Raw genomic sequence first — 15,927 nt, forward strand, 5'->3', positions numbered from 1 at the left:
GACAGTAACAGGATATACTTACCTCGAATTCGAGATAAAGGACTGATCACCATGACGGAGCAGAATGAACGAATCGAGGAAGAACTGTCACTGAAGCTGTTTGTCGTGCTTACAAGGGCGAATCAGTCTATAAAGAAGAGAGTAGAAGAAGACATTAAGCGTCACGGTCTCAATACGACTGAATTTGCTGTGCTTGAACTTTTATATAACAAAGGAGAGCAGCCGATTCAAAAAATTGGAGATAAAGTGCTGATCGCCAGCAGCAGTATCACTTACGTCGTAGATAAGCTGGAGCAAAAAAAGCTTTTAAAGCGAAAGCCTTGTCCGGCAGACCGCCGTGTCACATTTGCAGTTCTGACTGAATCAGGCGGAGAGTTGATGGACCGTGTGTTTCCAAAGCACCGGGAAGCGATCGACGGAATTTGCAGCAGCTTGGAACAGGGTGAAAAAGAACAGCTGATTACACTGTTGAAAAAAGTCGGCTTCAGTGCAGAATCCTACAGCTGAATTGGCAGCGGGACAAAATAGTCCTGCTGCTATTTTTTATACAGGTTTAACAATCTGGTTCCAGTGGTATAACTTATAATGTTGCTCAAGAATCCTTTGTCACTATCTTTTAGAAAGTTATTTAAATTTTTTTAGAGAAATATCTTGAATTCGGAATATATTTAGTGGTAAGATGAAACTCGTAGACAACATGACTAAGTCATAAGCAAGCGGGCAGCTTGAAGCCGCCCTGAGACAGTGATGGTAAGTGCCGAAGGATCTTTTAACCTGTTTTTCTCACATGAGGAAAACAAGAGAGTGACGCATTCGGCGTAAGGAAGGATGACGAGCATGGGATTGATGGACAAACTATTTGGAAAATCAAAGGAGATGGATCACATGGAAAACGTAAAAGTAGCAGTTGTATATTACAGCATGGGTGGTACGAACTACCAGCTTGCACAGTGGGCTAAAGAAGGCGCAGAGAGCGCTGGAGCAGAAGTAAAGCTCCTGAAAGTAAAGGAGCTTGCTCCGGAAGAAGTTATTAAGCAGAACGAAGGCTGGCAGCAGCACGTTGACGAAACTCAACACGTTCCGGAAGCGTCCAATGATGATCTCGAATGGGCTGACGCGATTATTTTCAGCGCGCCGACTCGTTTCGGTAATGTACCATCCCAAATGAAGCAGTTCATCGATACGACTGGTCCGCTCTGGGGTCAGGGAAAGCTTGTCAATAAGGTTGTCAGTGCAATGACGTCCGCTCAAAACCCTCACGGGGGCCAGGAATCCACGCTATTGAACCTTTATACGACGATGCACCACTGGGGCGCAATCATCGCTTCTCCAGGGTACTCTGATCCGGTTCAGTTTGCATCCGGCGGAAACCCTTACGGCGTCAGTGTTACAGTCGGCCAGGACGGTAAAATGGCAGACGATGTAGCAGACGGCGTCAAGTACCAGGCAAAGCGCACTGTACAAGTTGCTGGCTGGGTAAAAGCCGGAATGAACAGCTAATCTATCAATAACGGACCCTTCCGGAACTTCCGGAAGGGTTTTTTAGTTGTATTTTTTGGAAACGCGATTCTGAATGACTTTATCAACGAGGGATAGCGCTTGCTGATATCAGACGCTGGGGTGCAGATAAAGGCACTGTTGCTATTGAACGTTTTAAAGTAGCGTTTGAGAAAAGGTTTGTGCAGCTTTATTCGTTATAACGGCCTGTTAAGTAGCTTAAATCGCTTTCACGGAGTCTTAAGTTGCTTTTGACCACCCTAGAGTTACTTTTGGACGACGTTGTATTCCGTTTGCCTTTTGCTAAGCAGGTATTGTCCGACGCATTAATTGAATGCGGCAGTTGAGCTTATCTGGATCAGCCGTCGAGATTAAGTAAAAAAACGAGCGTGCCTAAGTAGCCTAGTCCGCTTAATATGTACACAACAGTCATGAAAAAACCTCCTTTACGTGAATATTCGTATGAAAACTATTCCCAAAAGGTATTTTCATAAAACATTTAATCACGTTACAAGGTTGTTACATAAGAATTTACCTGCAATTATTGGGCATTATTGATAGTCTGATAAAACAATCAATGTGACAACGTTCACAAATTCGTCACGTGAAAAGTGAATCGTCAGGCCGGTTTCTCCCGTATAATGAACTATCATTCATTTACGCAGGAGGATATCAATGAAGCATGCAAAGCAGATTATGATACAGGATTTTAAAAACATTAAGCGGGTGCCGCTTGTCGGTATATTGCTAATTGGGCTTGCCGTACTACCCGCGCTTTACGCCTGGTTCAACCTGGGGGCAGCGTGGGATCCGTACTCCAATACAGGTGACGTCTCCATCGCTGTTGTCAACGAAGACGAGGGGGCAGAGTATGAAGGGGAACCGATACATATTGGGCGGGAGCTGACCGAAGAGCTTCAGAAAAATGACGATTTGGACTGGCAGTTTATGTCCCGGCAGGAGGCACACGATCAAGTGCGCCGGGGGGATGTGTATGCAAGTGTCTATTTAGATTCCACCTTTTCAGAGGAGACCGTACGGGTGTTTGAAGAGGGGGATACGAATGCTGCCGTCCGCTATGAAGTCAACGAGAAAATTAATGCAATTGCACCTACCATGACGGAGACAGGTGCTACAACGATTACGCAGCAGATTAATGACAGCTTTGTTGAAGCGTCATCAGCTGCTCTATTGGAAGAGTTCGACAGACTCGGACTCAGGCTGGAGGACGAGCTTCCTACGCTGCGGGTAATGGCTGATACGGTATACGATATGGAAGAAGCACTGCCGGAGCTGCGGGAACTCGCAGAAGTGCTGATCACGATTGATGATGATTGGGAGAATGTTGAGGACGTTGCCAGTACATTTCTTGAGCTTGAAAACATAGGGCCGGAAGTAGAGCAGGCGTTCTCACAGCTCTATTACTTAGAAGAGCAGCTCCCCCGTCTCTATGAGGCAGCCGACACTGCAGAAGAAGCTAAAGCTATGCTGCCGCAGCTGGAGCGCGTAATTCAATCGATGGAGCGAATAGACAGCAGGCTCCCGCAGGCAGAAGAAGAACTGCAGGCCGCCTCTCAGAACGTAAGCGGATTGGAAACCGTGATCGAAAGCGGGAATGCGTTGGTCCCTGAGTTGGAAGCGGAGCTCGCGGCTGCGGAGGAAACGCTCCATGAGCTGGAGATACGAGCTTCTCTGCTTGAACAGCAGGCTGAGTCTGTACAGCAAAGCTCAGTGACCATCCTTTCTGGCGTCGGTTCGCTGCTCGAACAGGCGCTGGAAACGTCCGCTGATGTCGATGACCAGCTGGCAGCGCTTGAAGCTCTGGAGCTGGATGTGCTTCCTGAAGAAGCTGCAGCTTTAGCGGAAGAAGCGATTGCACTGCTCGAGGATGTTCAGGCGGCTGGAGAATGGACGGAAGAAAAAAGGGCAGAAGCAGAAAACCTGATCCAAGATATAGAGAATGTCTCTATTCCGCTCCCGGAGCTGGAACCGGATCTATCCGGAAATGCCCTGACCGAACGGCTTGATGAGCTGGAAGCTGTCATACAGCAGACGGCCGACAGCCTGCGAGAGGCCGAGGAAGAAAACGAGCAACCATTTTTGACGGCGCTCGCAGACGAAGCAGAACAAACGCTTGAATCCTTTAAAGAGAGCAGAGCTTCCCTTCCCCAGGAAGAGGATCTGGAACAAGCCGTGCTGGAAGCGGTCGACGTTCTGGAGAAGCAGGCAGAACAGCTGCTGATAGTTCCGGAACAGGCATTGGCGGATTTTATGCAGGTCGCATCGAGTGGTTCAGCCGCTGAGGTTGTGCAGCGAGCAGAAGAAACCGAGCGGATTTTGGAAGATACAATACGCTGGCTGGAGGAAACGGATGGTGCTTCTTTCGGCCCGTTAGAGGAAGCAAAAGCTTCCTTGCAAGCTGTTCAACAGGCGGGGGATGACGCTGCAGAGCGCGCAAATGAGGAGCTGGACCGAATTCAGGAAGCGGAACGATTTGCAGCTGAAGAGGCACCAGGACAGATCGCTGCGGGCTTTGAGAATGTACGGGGTGCGCTTGATCAGGAGGATCGCTTTCGGGAAGCGGAGGATTATCTGGAACAGGCGGTTATTGGATTATCCACTGCTGAAGATGTCGTGGAAACTGCAGGATCCGCACTGACCACTGCCGAGGAGGAGTTTCCTGCCGCAGCTGAAAGCTGGGGACAGGCCACGCAGACGGCGGCCGACGCCTATCCGGAAATTGAGCAGGCAGTCAGTGAGTTTGCCTCCTTTTTATCGGTGCAGCTGCCGGTTGTCGAAGAGCGGATCGATCGCATGATCCGGTTTGTCGAAGAAGACTGGCCGGAAATAGAGGATGGCTATGCCCATGCCGCTTCCCTTTTGGAAACGAATATGCCAAAAGTTGAAGAAACGATTGGGGAGGCTGCGGCATTGGCAAGGGAGGATTTTCCTGAAGCAGAGGATGGACTGACAGAAGCGGCTGAACGTCTTCGTGCTTTAGAAGAAAATGAAACCGTGCAGGAAATGATCGATGCGCTTCGAAACGATTTATATGAACAGGCAGAGCTGCTTGCAAATCCGGTATCGATGGAAGAAGAGAGTCTCTTTCCGATTCCGAACTATGGATCGGCGAACGCTCCTTTTTATACGGCGCTGAGCCTGTGGGTCGGGGCACTGCTGCTCGTCAATCTGGTCAGTACAAACTTGCACGGGCCGGACCGCCGACCGGAATATTCGGAAAGGGATATTTACCTTGGCCGTATGGGCATTTTCCTGATCACTGCTGTGCTGCAAGGTCTCGTTGTCAGTATTGGAAATATGACGATTCTGGGCATGTACAGTGCACACAGCATTTGGTTTACCGTTTTCTCTGTTCTCATTGCCGTTATCTTTATGCTGATGGTATATACGCTTGCGTCTATGCTTGGAAATATCGGAAAGGCGCTTGCGATCGTGCTGCTCGTGCTGCAGCTTTCCGGAGGGGGAGGAACATTTCCTATCGAAGTGACGCCTTCCTTTTTCCAGACGATTCATCCGTTTCTTCCGTTTACGTACGCCATTGATCTGCTGCGTGAAGCTGTCGGCGGTATCGTTTGGTCTGCAGCCGGTTTTAGCCTGATCATTTTGGCCGGCTGCGGAATTCTCACAGTTGGAGTCGGGTTGCTGCTGAAGCCAAAGCTCGCAAAGCGGATTCAGGCGACGACAGACAAATCAAAAGCCAGCAGAATGATTGACTGATTCGCAGGCAGCTCGACGAAAGGATTCGGCAATCAGTTTCCCCTGAAGGTATTTTCCGGTAAACTAACGGAAGAAGACGAGAACTGAAGGTGAAGCTATGAAACGAATGTTTTTGTGGGGAGTGATTCCCCTGCTGGCTGCTTGCGGAGAAGCACAAGAGGAAATTCACGTGGCAGCAGCCTCCGGGCTCTACCACGTGCTGTCAGACGCGGGTGCTGTATATGAATCGGAAACGGGCGTCGCAGTTACGTTCAGCTTTGGTGCCACAGGCCAATTGACACAGCAAATTGAGCAGGGGGCGGATTTTGAGCTGTTTCTGGCAGGTGACGAATCGTACATAGAGCGGCTTGAAGAAGGAGGATACGTAACAAATAGGACACGCATCGCTGAGGGAATTGTGACGCTTCTCTCCGCTGATGGAAGCGGACCGTTCGAGTCACTGGACGACTTAACAGAAGATAAGCTGCGCATTGCCATGCCGAATCCGGAGCATGCCCCTTACGGCAGAGCAGCTTATGAAGTGCTTCAAACCGAAAGCGTATGGGAGGTGCTCAGCGAATCGATGATTTATGCCAACGATGTGCGCACATCTCTGCAGTACGTGGAAAGTGGAGAAGTAGATGCAGGCTTTGCGGCGCTAAGTCTGATGCAGGAAAGCGAACTGTTTTATGTTGAATTGGATACAGAGCTGCATGAGCCAATCGTGCAGACGGCTGCGATTCCGGTGCAATCGCAGAAGCAGGAGGAAGCAGAGCAGTTTCTCGATTATTTACGTTCGGATGAGGTACAGGACGTGTTCGCTGAGTACGGATTTTTGGCGGGAGAGCGTGAATCGTGATCGGGCCGCTGTTTCTATCCCTGCAAGTTGCTGCTGCGGCAACTGCTTTGGCGTTTGCAGCCGGAGTGCTGCTCGCCTGGTGGTTTGCCGTTCGACAATCAAAGCTGACAGAATTGGCCTCGCTAATCGTGACACTCCCGCTCGTGCTGCCGCCGACAGTGCTCGGATATTATCTGCTTGTCTTTTTGGGACGCAACAGCTGGATCGGCAGGACGTTTGAAGCGTTGTTCGGTTCTCCGATTGTGTTTACGTGGTATGCGGCGGTTGCCGCCGCAGCTGTTGCAGCGCTGCCGCTGATTGTCCGCCCGATGCAGCAGGCGTTTGAATCTGTCAACCGGAACAGCCTCGAGGCAGCGATGCTTGACGGGGCAGGCAGATGGCAGCTGTTCCGCCATATTATGGTGCCGCTCTCCTATCGCGGTATGCTTGCCGGCCTCGTGCTCGGTTTTGCAAGGGCGATGGGAGAGTTCGGAGCAACGCTGATGGTGGCAGGCAATATACCAGGGAGAACCCAGACTCTATCGATCGCCGTTTATGACGCTGTTCAGGCTAACCGGATGCAGGAGGCTCATCTCATGGTGCTCGTTCTGAGTGCAGTAACCATTGCTATTTTGTTCATGACGACAGTCGTGCTGAAAAAGCGTGTTTAAGCCAGGCAGCCTTCAAGCCTGAACAAATAGACATTTTCCATCCAAAAAAAAGCCGGCAGCAAGCCAGCTTCAGGCACGCTAGCGTCGGCGCCGGACAAGATAAATACTAAGAATGATAAGACCGATGAAGCCCGCGATAATAAGGGGGCCGCTTAAGACAAACGTAGACAATCAGCGTCTCCTCCTTTCAGGGACAAGTTAATCCTGCTTCTTGTTCGTACCGGGGAATAAGTGCCAAAACTTGATGATCATAAACAAGCATGCACCGATCACGGAAAAACCGATATTTTGCACGATATTAACCGGCTGATTGAAAATAAGCAGGTCCAGCACTACAAGTGCAGTAAAGAATAATACGGATAAATAAACGAAATATCCTGCAGGCTGACTGGAAAGCCGCTTCATAGTCATCGCTCCATTTCTCAAAAGATGGTTCTGCTTCTATGATAAGCATTCCGATCAAAAAGGTAAAGGTATCTTCCGGAATGATTCCGATTTTGTGAGAGGGGGTAACAGCAATGACAGATATCATGATGATCATCGCTGCGGCTGCGGGAGGCCTGCTGCTGCTCTATAAAACGATTGAGCTTGCTGTTAAGAGCGGCATCGAGCGCTCCAACGTCGGTCGCTACATACATCATGTTAAAGGTTTTGACCCGATTGAACGCAAAGGTACCGACTTTTCAGAGGAAGAAAACAACCACAAGGGAGATTAGCGATGATTACATCGGAAACGGCACAGCAGATCGTGGCACGGACGATGGAAATTCTGCCTTACAACATTAACGTGATCCGCCCGGACGGCACAATTATCGGCTCCGGCAATGCATCGCGGATCGGGACCATTCATGAGGCAGCGAGAGTTGTCCGTGAGAAAGGTACAGTTGTAGAGATTACCAAGGAGGAAGAAGGCCTTTGGGAAGGAGCTGTGCAGGGCATTAATCTGCCGGCGTTTCAAAACGGGGCCCTCGCAGCTGTCATCGGCATCACCGGGCCTCCTGACGATGTCAGAAGCTTCGGCAGGCTCGTCGTGATGACAGCGGAGATGATGATGGAGCAGGCGGTACTGCTGCGGGAAATGCAGGTCGACGAGCGGATGAGAGAAGAAACAGCGCTGCAGCTGATTGATCCTGATCAGACGGCAGGACGGACAGCGGAACGACTGAAGCAGCTTAATATTGAATTGGTTGGCAAACGGACAGTCGTCTGCTTCGCTGACCCGGAGCCGGAACAAGTGAAGCAGGCGGTTCAGCCGATGTTATACGAGGATGAGCTGCTCTGCCTGCGGCAGGGCCGGCTTCTCCTAATCGTACGAGCCGAGTCGGATCGGGAAATAACTATCCGGTTCCGCTCTGTATCCAGCAGCCAGGCTGCTGCTGGACCACCGGTGGGCTTGAATGAGCTGCCGAAAGCAGCGGAACTCGCCTGGACTGCCGCTTCTCTTCCTGAGCAGAACGAACGTTTTTTATTGTACCGGGACGTGGATTTGGAAGTATTGCTGTACCAAAGCGGCAGACAAGACATGAACGTGCCGCCGTGGCCGCTTGATCATGAGCTGACAGAAACGCTTAAAGCGTACATCTTTCAAAATGGACGCCTGCAGGACACAGCTCGTGTGCTGCACATACACCGCAATACGCTGCAGTACCGGCTGGGACGCATCCGGGACATCAGCGGACGTGATCCAAGACAGCTGAAAGAACTGCTGTATCTGTATGCAGCGATGCTTCGCAGCCGGCATGAGTTATAAAAATGTGAACCTCCGTGGTGTATGAAGGCGGAGGTTTTGTTATAACCTATTGCAGACAAATAACACATGTGACTAAATAATACGTCAATAAATCGCATATATTTAGTCTGATGACCAATGACAGCGTTTTCGCAACCGCTTACAATTAGTCATAGACTGATTACGAAGGAGTGGAAGCACGATGCCAGTTACTGCATTGGGAGCCATCATCGGATTGGTGCTTGCGATCGTACTGATTTTAAGAAAGGTGCCGCCTGTTTATGCCCTCGTCGCCGGAGCACTTGTCGGCGGGCTGACAGGGGGAGCAGGATTAGGACAGACCGTTGACTTGATGATTTCAGGTGCTGAAGGAATTATCCCCGCTGTTCTGCGTATTCTTGCTGCCGGTATTCTTGCCGGCATGCTGATCGAATCTGGCGCAGCAGCGTCAATTGCAAAAGCAGTTGTCAATAAACTTGGAGAAAAAAAGGCGCTGCTTGCACTTATTTTAGCGACGATGGCGCTCACCGCTGTCGGGGTATTCGTCGACATCGCCGTTATCACAGTAGCATCTATTGCACTTGTCATTGCACATAAAGCGCAGCTGTCGAAAACAGCCGTGCTCCTCGCCATGGTCGGGGGCGGTAAGGCAGGGAACATCATGTCGCCAAACCCGAATACGATTGCAGTATCGGAGGCCTTTAACGTACCGCTGACGTCTGTCATGGCAGCGGGGATCATACCAGCCGTATTCGGTGTACTCGTTACCTATTTGATTGCCAATCGATTGAAGCAAAAAGGAACGTTCGTTCAATTTGAAGATATTCAAGAAGGTGAAGATAAAGTACTGCCCCCGGTCGGATTGGCCATTATCGCTCCGGCAGTTGCCATTTTGCTGCTCGTGCTGCGGCCGGTCGCCGGGATTGAAATTGATCCAATGCTCGCCCTGCCGGCAGGCGGTCTCGCCGGAGCGATTGCAATGGGGAAAGCGCGGGAAATTAACTCCTTTATTGTCACCGGCCTCAGCAAAATGTCCGCGGTGGCAGTACTGCTTCTCGGTACAGGAGCTATTGCCGGTATTATTTCCAACTCCGGACTCCAGTACGTGTTAATTTCAGGGATTGAAACACTCGGTCTGCCCAGCTATGCGCTTGCGCCGGTATCCGGTATCTTCATGTCCGGAGCCACGGCGTCGACAACCGCGGGCTCTGTCGTTGCTGCGGAAGTGTTCAGCGGAACCTTGCTGGAGCTTGGTGTATCAGGACTAGCCGCTGCTGCTATGCTGCATGCCGGTGCCACCGTGCTTGACCATATGCCGCACGGAAGCTTCTTCCATGCGACTGCTGGAAGCGTGCTGATGTCCATTCAGGAGCGGCTGAAGCTTATTCCTTACGAGTCTCTCGTAGGCTTGACGCTCGCAGCTGTATCCACATTAATATTCGGGGTTTTCTCCCTCTTTTAAACGGTAAAACCGGAAGGAGCCAAATGTATGAATATCGTAATAGCATCTGATTCCTATAAAGGATCATTGAGTTCGATGGAGGCCGGCGAAGCATGCAAAGAAGGTATTTTGCGCGTCATGCCGGAAGCGTCTGTAACGGTGAAGCCGATGGCAGATGGAGGGGAAGGAACGGTCACGGCTCTCGTAGACGCACTTGGAGGCAGCTGGCATTCGAAAGCCGTACACGACCCGTTCGGGAACATGACCGAAGCGACATACGCTGTCTCCTCTGACGGCGGAACCGCCGTCATGGAAATGGCGGAGGCGTCCGGTATCCACTACTCGGACTGCGTTCCCCAAAGTGTGCTCCGTGCCTCCACTTACGGAACCGGAGAGCTGATATTGGACGCGCTTGATCAGGGCGTTCGGGAATTTATCGTCGGCATCGGAGGCAGTGCGACGAATGACGCGGGTACTGGCATGCTTCGTGCGCTCGGCGTTTCCTTTCTCGACACACAAGGGAAAGAGCTCCCGGAAGGCGGAGCAGCGCTGACAAAACTCGCAGCTATTGAACTGGAAGGGATGGATGTAAGGCTGAAAGAGTGCCGCTTCCGGATCGCCTGTGACGTGGAAAATCCGCTGACAGGACCAAATGGGGCATCCGCTGTTTACGGGCCTCAAAAAGGAGCCGGCGAAGAAGAAGTGGCTTTGCTTGACCGAGCGTTGAAGCAGTTTGCCGAAGTGGCAGAGGATACGCTTAAGATGGATCTCGATCGACCTGCTGGAGCCGGAGCAGCCGGAGGACTAGGGGCAGCGTTTCTCGGATTTTTACCGTCAGACCTCGAAAAAGGAGCTGTCATCGTCTCAGACGTGACGAACCTTGCTGAAAGTCTCAAGGAAGCCGATCTCGTTATTACCGGAGAAGGCGGCATCAACCATCAGACTGTTTACGGTAAAACGCCGATCCACGTGGCGAAGCTCGCAAAAGAACTGCGAAACGATGTGCCGGTCATTGCGCTTTGCGGGTGTATCGAACCTGGTTATGAAACGGTGTTTGATGGAGGCATCGATGCAGTGTTCAGCACGGTAGACAGACCGGGCCGGCTTCAAGATCTTCAGAAAACAGCTGCAGAAAATGTTGCCCGCACAGCTGAAAACGTCGCCCGACTGATGAAATTTTGCTGAAAAAAAGCTCCGCTGCACATACACGCAGCGGAGCTTTTCGTTCTTAATAGGTAATGGAGCTTGACATGACGGCACCGAGCAGCATAACCGTTAATACGATCGCAGAAGCACCGCATACAGCACCTGCCACGGCCGTGCCGGCTCCTTTCTGTGTAAGGTCACGAGCTTCTTTTCGTCCGGATAATCCTAGAAAAATAGACAATGTCCCAAGTGTCAGTGCGACGACCGGCATAAAAAACATCAGCAGGGAGAAGACACCGAGATAAATCGACATCAGAGCTTTGCTGTTCATCGAATTACGAAGTTCGATTGTATTCATGTGAGACCTCCTCTTTCAACCGGGACGTTTCCCTTATTATACATGAGACGTCGTTGCCGATAAATGAATCTGCTTCTGTCAGACCGGCAGCTGGCCGCTAAAAAACAATAGTGCGAGAACGCCCATTAAGACTGGAATAATCAGACCAACGATTCCGCAAATGATCCCGGCAAGCGCGTAGCCGCTGCCTTTTTCCATGTTAGCTCTTGCTTCGCGTCTGCCGATAATGCCAAGCACGATTCCCAGAAGCGCGAAAATAATACCACCGATCGGAAGCAGAAACAAAACAATTGATAAGATACCAAAAATCAGTGCCATCAGTGCGCGGCTGTTTGTCTGCTGCTGGTCAATACCCATGAAAAAGCCTCCCCGTTTCTCCTTGAACAGCTGTGACATTCACTCTCTTCTGTGTCAGCTGCTGCTTCTCTATACCGATCTTATTCCCCCAGGCGTCAGGAGTGAAACAGACAGAAAAGAGGAAAAGACGGTTAAAAGCTCGAAAGCTATTAAGAGAGAAGATAGAGGAGGAAACATTATGCAGGCACTTATGTTAGTTGACGCTCAGTGTGCGTTCCACGATGAGTCATGGGGGAAGCGGAACAATCATCACGCAGAAGATAACATGCGGACGCTGCTAGCCGTATGGAGAGATATGGCACGACCCGTTATTCATGTCCATCATACGTCTGAAAGTCCGGACTCTTTGTTTTACGTACATGGGGAAGGTGTAACGGTTCAGGAAGGTCTGGAGCCGCAGGAAAATGAAACCGTCTTTCAAAAAACGGTCAACAGCGCCTTTATCGGAACGGATCTGGAGCGGTGGCTGCGGGCGAATGGCATCGGCACCGTCGTGATTGCCGGATTGACTACCCAGCACTGTATATCGACAACGGCCAGAATGAGCGGAAACCTGGGCTTTCATACGTACGTTGTGTCAGATGCAACTGCTGCGTTTGAACTTCGAGGTGCGGATGGTACTTTGTATGACCCGCACACCGTCCACACAGTATCACTGGCGACTCTTCATCATGAATTCGCACGTGTAATAACAACGGAGGAGCTGTTGACAAACGTCTTCTAGATGGAATGGTTTGCCTTTCCCTTCATAAAGAACCTATAATGGGGAAAGACTAGTAAGAGATGAGGGATCAGCGTGACCGTAATGAACAATTTGACGCAGGGAGAGTTTTCATCTCTTCATGTTGTATCGCAGCGTGTGTTCAAGCTGATTGCGCAGGAGCTGGACATGAACTCTGTCTATATCGTAAAAAAGAACGGCAGCCAGATGCACGTATTCAGCGTGTATAATCGGTACGACGTAATCGTTCCAGAAGGCTTTAATGTGCCGTATCAGGAAGCATACTGCTCTCATGTGCTATCGAGTGAAACCGGGGACTTTCAGGCGGATGATCTGCGGGGACATGATTCGACGAAAGAAATGCATATTACGGAGGAGCTGGGAGCAAAAGGATTTATCGGTGTTCCGCTTTGCAACCGCACCGGTGAGGTATTTGGCACACTATGCGCGCTGGACAAACAGGAAAAGCGCTTCTCCAATAAAGATATCTCCTACCTAAAAGCAATGGCAGAGCTGTTATCTCATATCATTGAGCTTGACGAAACGAAAGTAAACTTGTCTTATTTAAATCTGCCGGTAATTCCGATCACAGATGGTGTCGCGATTCTGCCTGTTCAAGGCGTCATCGATGAGAAGAGGGCTGAAACACTGATGGAGGAAATGCTGAAGGAAACAGCGGAACGCCAGCTTGATTACGTCATTCTCGATTTGTCAGGACTGGTGACGATCAACGAGCAGTTCCCTGATGTACTGATCCGTTTAATTCAGGCGGTAAATCTGATGGGAGCGGGTACCGTGTTGACTGGTATCAGCCCGCAGACAGCGATGCATCAGCGTGATAATGATATGCTTAAAGACACGAAAGCAGCTCCGAATTTAGAAGCTGCGCTAAAAATGGCAGGCTTATATATTTCAAAAGAGGCGAACGAAGCGTGAAGAATTCTACAAAATATAAGAGCTGGTGCGCACTCATGGCCGCATCCGTTCCAATTGCAGTTCTGGCAGGACTGGACAGCTGGGTTCACGTATTGTTCCGCGGCGGAGAGGTCGATTGGCAGCTGGCGGTCTTTCCCGTCTTTTTCAGCATAGGAGCATTCAGTTGCCTGAAAGCAACGTTGATAACCCTCTAAGTGCAACTTAACATCATTAACAGCCCGCTGTAGGATAAACGCTATTTAAACATGAAGAAGCCGGTGATCCCATGATCACCGGCTTCTTCACGAATTCATTACATGCTTTTTGCACCAAGGTAACGCTGTTTCCAGTAGCTGTTGTCCATATTTGTGACGGTTACGCCGGTCGAGGAGCCGGAGTGAAGGAATTTATTGTTGCCAAGGTATATACCGGCGTGAGAGGGCCCGGTACGCGTCTCAAAAAAGACAAGATCTCCTTTTTGAGGCTGATCGACACGCGTTCCGGCATCCCACATCTGGGCGACCGTTCGCGGCAGGTTTTTCCCGTTTTCTTTAAACGCATATTGAATAAATCCGCTGCAGTCAAATCCAGAAGGGGTGTCGCCTCCCCAAACGTAACGGGTCCCCATATGCTCCTTGCCAGAGGCAATCACACGGTCAGCAAAACTGCTATCAGAGCTTTCTCGTACAGAAGCGGTCTCTGTTTGAGGGGCAGATGTCTCCGTTTTAGAAGCAGATCCAGCTTGAAACAATCCGAGGGAGCCAAGCGTTTTAGGTCCTGCCGTACCGAAAAAATTGCCGTTTGCATGCGAGATACCTGCAGACTGCTGGTACTTCTGCACGGCTCGTTTCGTAATCGGACCAAAAATACCGTCCACGTTGGAACGCTTGTTATAGCCTTTATCTGCAAGCAGCTGCTGCAGTTCCTTTACAAAATCACTGCGATCACCGTAGGAAGTGGAACGAATCGTTGTTTGTGGCGGTGTCATCGGCCCGCCGGAGGATATAATCGTCATGCTCGTACGTCCTTTCTCCCGCTGCAAAAACGGTCTTTTCCTTCTTATCGTCAGAGAACCGCAGCTCGTACAGCTTCTCTGGAAAAATAAGTCGAATAGACTAGCAGTAAAAAGCCGACCGGATGTTATCCGGTCGGCCGTTAACAGCTGTTAATGATGAAAGACAGAAGCGAGCGCTTTAATAAATTCGATCCCCTGGAAAAATAAAATGCTTAGTCCGGCTGCGCCTGCCAGAGCTATCATTGCCTGTCTGATCAACACCATCACATGAACCGAAGCCATCATCACCATCTCCTTTTTTATGATCATACTCCTCTTTTGCTGAAATAACAGCGTAAAATTGTGAGAGACAATGGATAATATTGGGGGATGCGCTTACGTCTATGATAGAATAAGAGCACATACGAAAAGGGGGCCTCCCGACATGAGATTGGAAGCAGAAAGCCCGGAAGAATATGTCGACAAGCTGCCTGCTGACTGGAGGCGGGACCAGCTGCTCGCAGTGAGAGAGAAATTGCTCGCTCATAAAGCAGTGAAAGAAGAGATGGAGCACGGGATGCTGATGTATAGAATCGGAATGACCCGGTTGTTTCATGTTAGCGTGCAGAAGGCTTATGTCAGCGTTTATGCAGGCTGTATTGCGAAGGTCGATCCAGAGAAAAAGCTACTGCAGGATTTTTCTGTTGGAAAAAGCTGTATCCGTATCGGGCGTTCGATTCAATTGGATGAAACAGGTTTGCCTCAGTTTATTGCAGCCGCTGTCGCAAAAGCGAGACGCGGTGAAGATGTCGGATGCTGATAATGCAATAAGCTGGCCTCCAGGAAGGAGACCAGCTTATTTTTTGTTAAATACCCAGCGTGCTGAGAACGGTTGCCAACCCATTTAAGGCAAGCATTTGAATAAACCGGAACGCAATCAACGCAAAAATGACGCTGATATCGATCATGCCGAGCGGTGGTATGATTTTACGGAACACTTCCACGTACGGATTGACGATCTTGTGCACGAATTCCCCAACAGCATTTTCACCGAGTGCAGGCACCCATGACATGATAACGTAATAGAAAATAGCGATATAATAGGCAGTAAATGCATATTGGAAAAGTTGAAAGATAGTCTGGCCTATTCCCATGGTGTTCATCCTCTCATCTGTTATTCTTTCTTCCTCGAAAGGAAGGATTCTCCCCACCTTTATGGTATCAGACCAGAGCGTAAAATGCTTCCGCAGCGTCCGAAATATTGGTGAACTTTTTTCGTCTCGGGATGAGCACTGCGTAATAGTTGGTTGTATTTAGCATAAAAACCACTTTACAATTCCTTCCTGTTGACGTAAGATTTTTGATACATGCTGAGAACGGACCAACAGGCGGCCCCCGTTTTTACAGAGAGCTTTCCAACTGCTGAGAGGAAAGGAAACAGGACCGCTGAATCAACTCCGGGAGCAGCGCACAGGATTCTAAAAGGGATGATTGTGCGCCGGCAGCCGCCGTTAGCAGGCTACGGTATAACCGGTGAATCACC

Annotated in this window: 19 protein-coding genes; 13 read left to right on the forward strand and 6 right to left on the reverse strand. The window is 50.1% G+C overall.

Translation table 11 applies throughout. The features are described from left to right. The first annotated feature begins 51 nt into the window (after positions 1–51). The 5 genes from HCN83_RS08195 (at position 52) to modB (ending at position 6,723) form a co-directional block, all read left to right on the forward strand. Positions 52–507, forward strand: a complete 456-nt coding sequence (locus HCN83_RS08195) for a MarR family winged helix-turn-helix transcriptional regulator (protein ID WP_168006196.1) — start codon at positions 52–54, stop codon at positions 505–507. 330 nt (positions 508–837) lie between these two features. Further along, entirely contained in the window at positions 838–1,500 is a 663-nt protein-coding gene (gene wrbA, locus HCN83_RS08200) for an NAD(P)H:quinone oxidoreductase (protein ID WP_168006198.1), read from the forward strand. 672 nt (positions 1,501–2,172) lie between these two features. After that, the gene (locus HCN83_RS08205; protein WP_168006200.1) at positions 2,173–5,235 is read left to right on the forward strand and encodes a YhgE/Pip domain-containing protein; all 3,063 of its coding nucleotides are present in this window, start codon (positions 2,173–2,175) and stop codon (positions 5,233–5,235) included. A gap of 97 nt (positions 5,236–5,332) precedes the next feature. Beyond that, positions 5,333–6,073, forward strand: coding sequence for a molybdate ABC transporter substrate-binding protein (gene modA / locus HCN83_RS08210; RefSeq protein ID WP_168006202.1), 741 nt, complete (start codon positions 5,333–5,335; stop codon positions 6,071–6,073). Next, entirely contained in the window at positions 6,070–6,723 is a 654-nt protein-coding gene (gene modB, locus HCN83_RS08215) for a molybdate ABC transporter permease subunit (protein ID WP_343033682.1), read from the forward strand. Before modA ends, modB begins: the two co-directional genes overlap by 4 nt. A 198-nt stretch (positions 6,724–6,921) precedes the next feature. Here the strand turns inward: modB and HCN83_RS08220 are convergent, their stop codons facing one another. Further along, positions 6,922–7,134 carry a hypothetical protein gene (locus HCN83_RS08220; RefSeq protein WP_168006204.1) on the reverse strand — a complete coding sequence of 71 codons (213 nt, stop codon included), beginning with the start codon at positions 7,132–7,134 and terminating at the stop codon, positions 6,922–6,924. Positions 7,135–7,241: 107 nt separating this feature from the next. On the opposite strand from HCN83_RS08220, the gene HCN83_RS08225 reads away from it, so the two are divergent. The 4 genes from HCN83_RS08225 to HCN83_RS08240 all read left to right on the forward strand — a co-directional run bounded on the left by HCN83_RS08225 (position 7,242) and on the right by HCN83_RS08240 (position 11,078). After that, positions 7,242–7,439 (forward strand): hypothetical protein, encoded by a 198-nt coding sequence (locus HCN83_RS08225; protein WP_168006205.1) that lies wholly within the window; start codon positions 7,242–7,244, stop codon positions 7,437–7,439. A 2-nt stretch (positions 7,440–7,441) separates the two neighbouring features. After that, positions 7,442–8,473, forward strand: coding sequence for a CdaR family transcriptional regulator (locus tag HCN83_RS08230; protein ID WP_168006206.1), 1,032 nt, complete (start codon positions 7,442–7,444; stop codon positions 8,471–8,473). A gap of 181 nt (positions 8,474–8,654) precedes the next feature. Continuing rightward, on the forward strand, positions 8,655–9,914 hold the full coding sequence (locus tag HCN83_RS08235; protein ID WP_168006208.1) for a GntP family permease: 1,260 nt from the start codon (positions 8,655–8,657) through the stop codon (positions 9,912–9,914). Positions 9,915–9,941: 27 nt separating this feature from the next. Then, positions 9,942–11,078, forward strand: coding sequence for a glycerate kinase (locus HCN83_RS08240; RefSeq protein WP_168006210.1), 1,137 nt, complete (start codon positions 9,942–9,944; stop codon positions 11,076–11,078). Between the two features lie 43 nt (positions 11,079–11,121). On the opposite strand, the gene HCN83_RS08245 is transcribed toward HCN83_RS08240, so the two are convergent. Both HCN83_RS08245 and HCN83_RS08250 read right to left on the reverse strand, forming a co-directional pair. Further along, positions 11,122–11,397, reverse strand: a complete 276-nt coding sequence (locus HCN83_RS08245; protein WP_168006212.1) for a hypothetical protein — start codon at positions 11,395–11,397, stop codon at positions 11,122–11,124. Positions 11,398–11,475: 78 nt separating this feature from the next. Next, on the reverse strand, positions 11,476–11,754 hold the full coding sequence (locus tag HCN83_RS08250; protein WP_168006214.1) for a DUF4190 domain-containing protein: 279 nt from the start codon (positions 11,752–11,754) through the stop codon (positions 11,476–11,478). Positions 11,755–11,932: 178 nt separating this feature from the next. Here HCN83_RS08250 and HCN83_RS08255 point away from each other — a divergent pair, with 178 nt between their 5' ends. From HCN83_RS08255 to HCN83_RS08265, 3 genes are all read left to right on the forward strand, one after another. Further along, positions 11,933–12,478, forward strand: a complete 546-nt coding sequence (locus HCN83_RS08255) for a cysteine hydrolase family protein (RefSeq protein WP_168006216.1) — start codon at positions 11,933–11,935, stop codon at positions 12,476–12,478. An 81-nt stretch (positions 12,479–12,559) separates the two neighbouring features. Next, positions 12,560–13,411 carry an STAS domain-containing protein gene (locus tag HCN83_RS08260; RefSeq protein ID WP_246238158.1) on the forward strand — a complete coding sequence of 284 codons (852 nt, stop codon included), beginning with the start codon at positions 12,560–12,562 and terminating at the stop codon, positions 13,409–13,411. After that, positions 13,408–13,605 carry a hypothetical protein gene (locus tag HCN83_RS08265; protein WP_168006220.1) on the forward strand — a complete coding sequence of 66 codons (198 nt, stop codon included), beginning with the start codon at positions 13,408–13,410 and terminating at the stop codon, positions 13,603–13,605. Before HCN83_RS08260 ends, HCN83_RS08265 begins: the two co-directional genes overlap by 4 nt. Positions 13,606–13,703: 98 nt before the next feature. Here HCN83_RS08265 and HCN83_RS08270 read toward each other — a convergent pair whose 3' ends face one another. Continuing rightward, positions 13,704–14,405, reverse strand: a complete 702-nt coding sequence (locus HCN83_RS08270) for an NlpC/P60 family protein (RefSeq protein WP_168006221.1) — start codon at positions 14,403–14,405, stop codon at positions 13,704–13,706. A 150-nt stretch (positions 14,406–14,555) separates the two neighbouring features. After that, positions 14,556–14,714: a hypothetical protein gene (locus tag HCN83_RS08275; protein ID WP_168006035.1), complete on the reverse strand. Its 159-nt coding sequence runs from the start codon at positions 14,712–14,714 to the stop codon at positions 14,556–14,558. A gap of 115 nt (positions 14,715–14,829) precedes the next feature. Between HCN83_RS08275 and HCN83_RS08280 the strand changes: the two genes are divergently transcribed. Further along, on the forward strand, positions 14,830–15,204 hold the full coding sequence (locus HCN83_RS08280; RefSeq protein WP_168006222.1) for a DUF1801 domain-containing protein: 375 nt from the start codon (positions 14,830–14,832) through the stop codon (positions 15,202–15,204). A 46-nt stretch (positions 15,205–15,250) separates the two neighbouring features. On the opposite strand, the gene HCN83_RS08285 is transcribed toward HCN83_RS08280, so the two are convergent. Further along, positions 15,251–15,538 (reverse strand): YggT family protein, encoded by a 288-nt coding sequence (locus HCN83_RS08285; RefSeq protein WP_168006223.1) that lies wholly within the window; start codon positions 15,536–15,538, stop codon positions 15,251–15,253. Positions 15,539–15,927 lie beyond the last annotated feature (389 nt).

Origin of the sequence: Alkalicoccus luteus, from assembly GCF_012034335.1 — a bacterium.
GTDB lineage: Bacteria > Bacillota > Bacilli > Bacillales > Salisediminibacteriaceae > Alkalicoccus > Alkalicoccus luteus_A.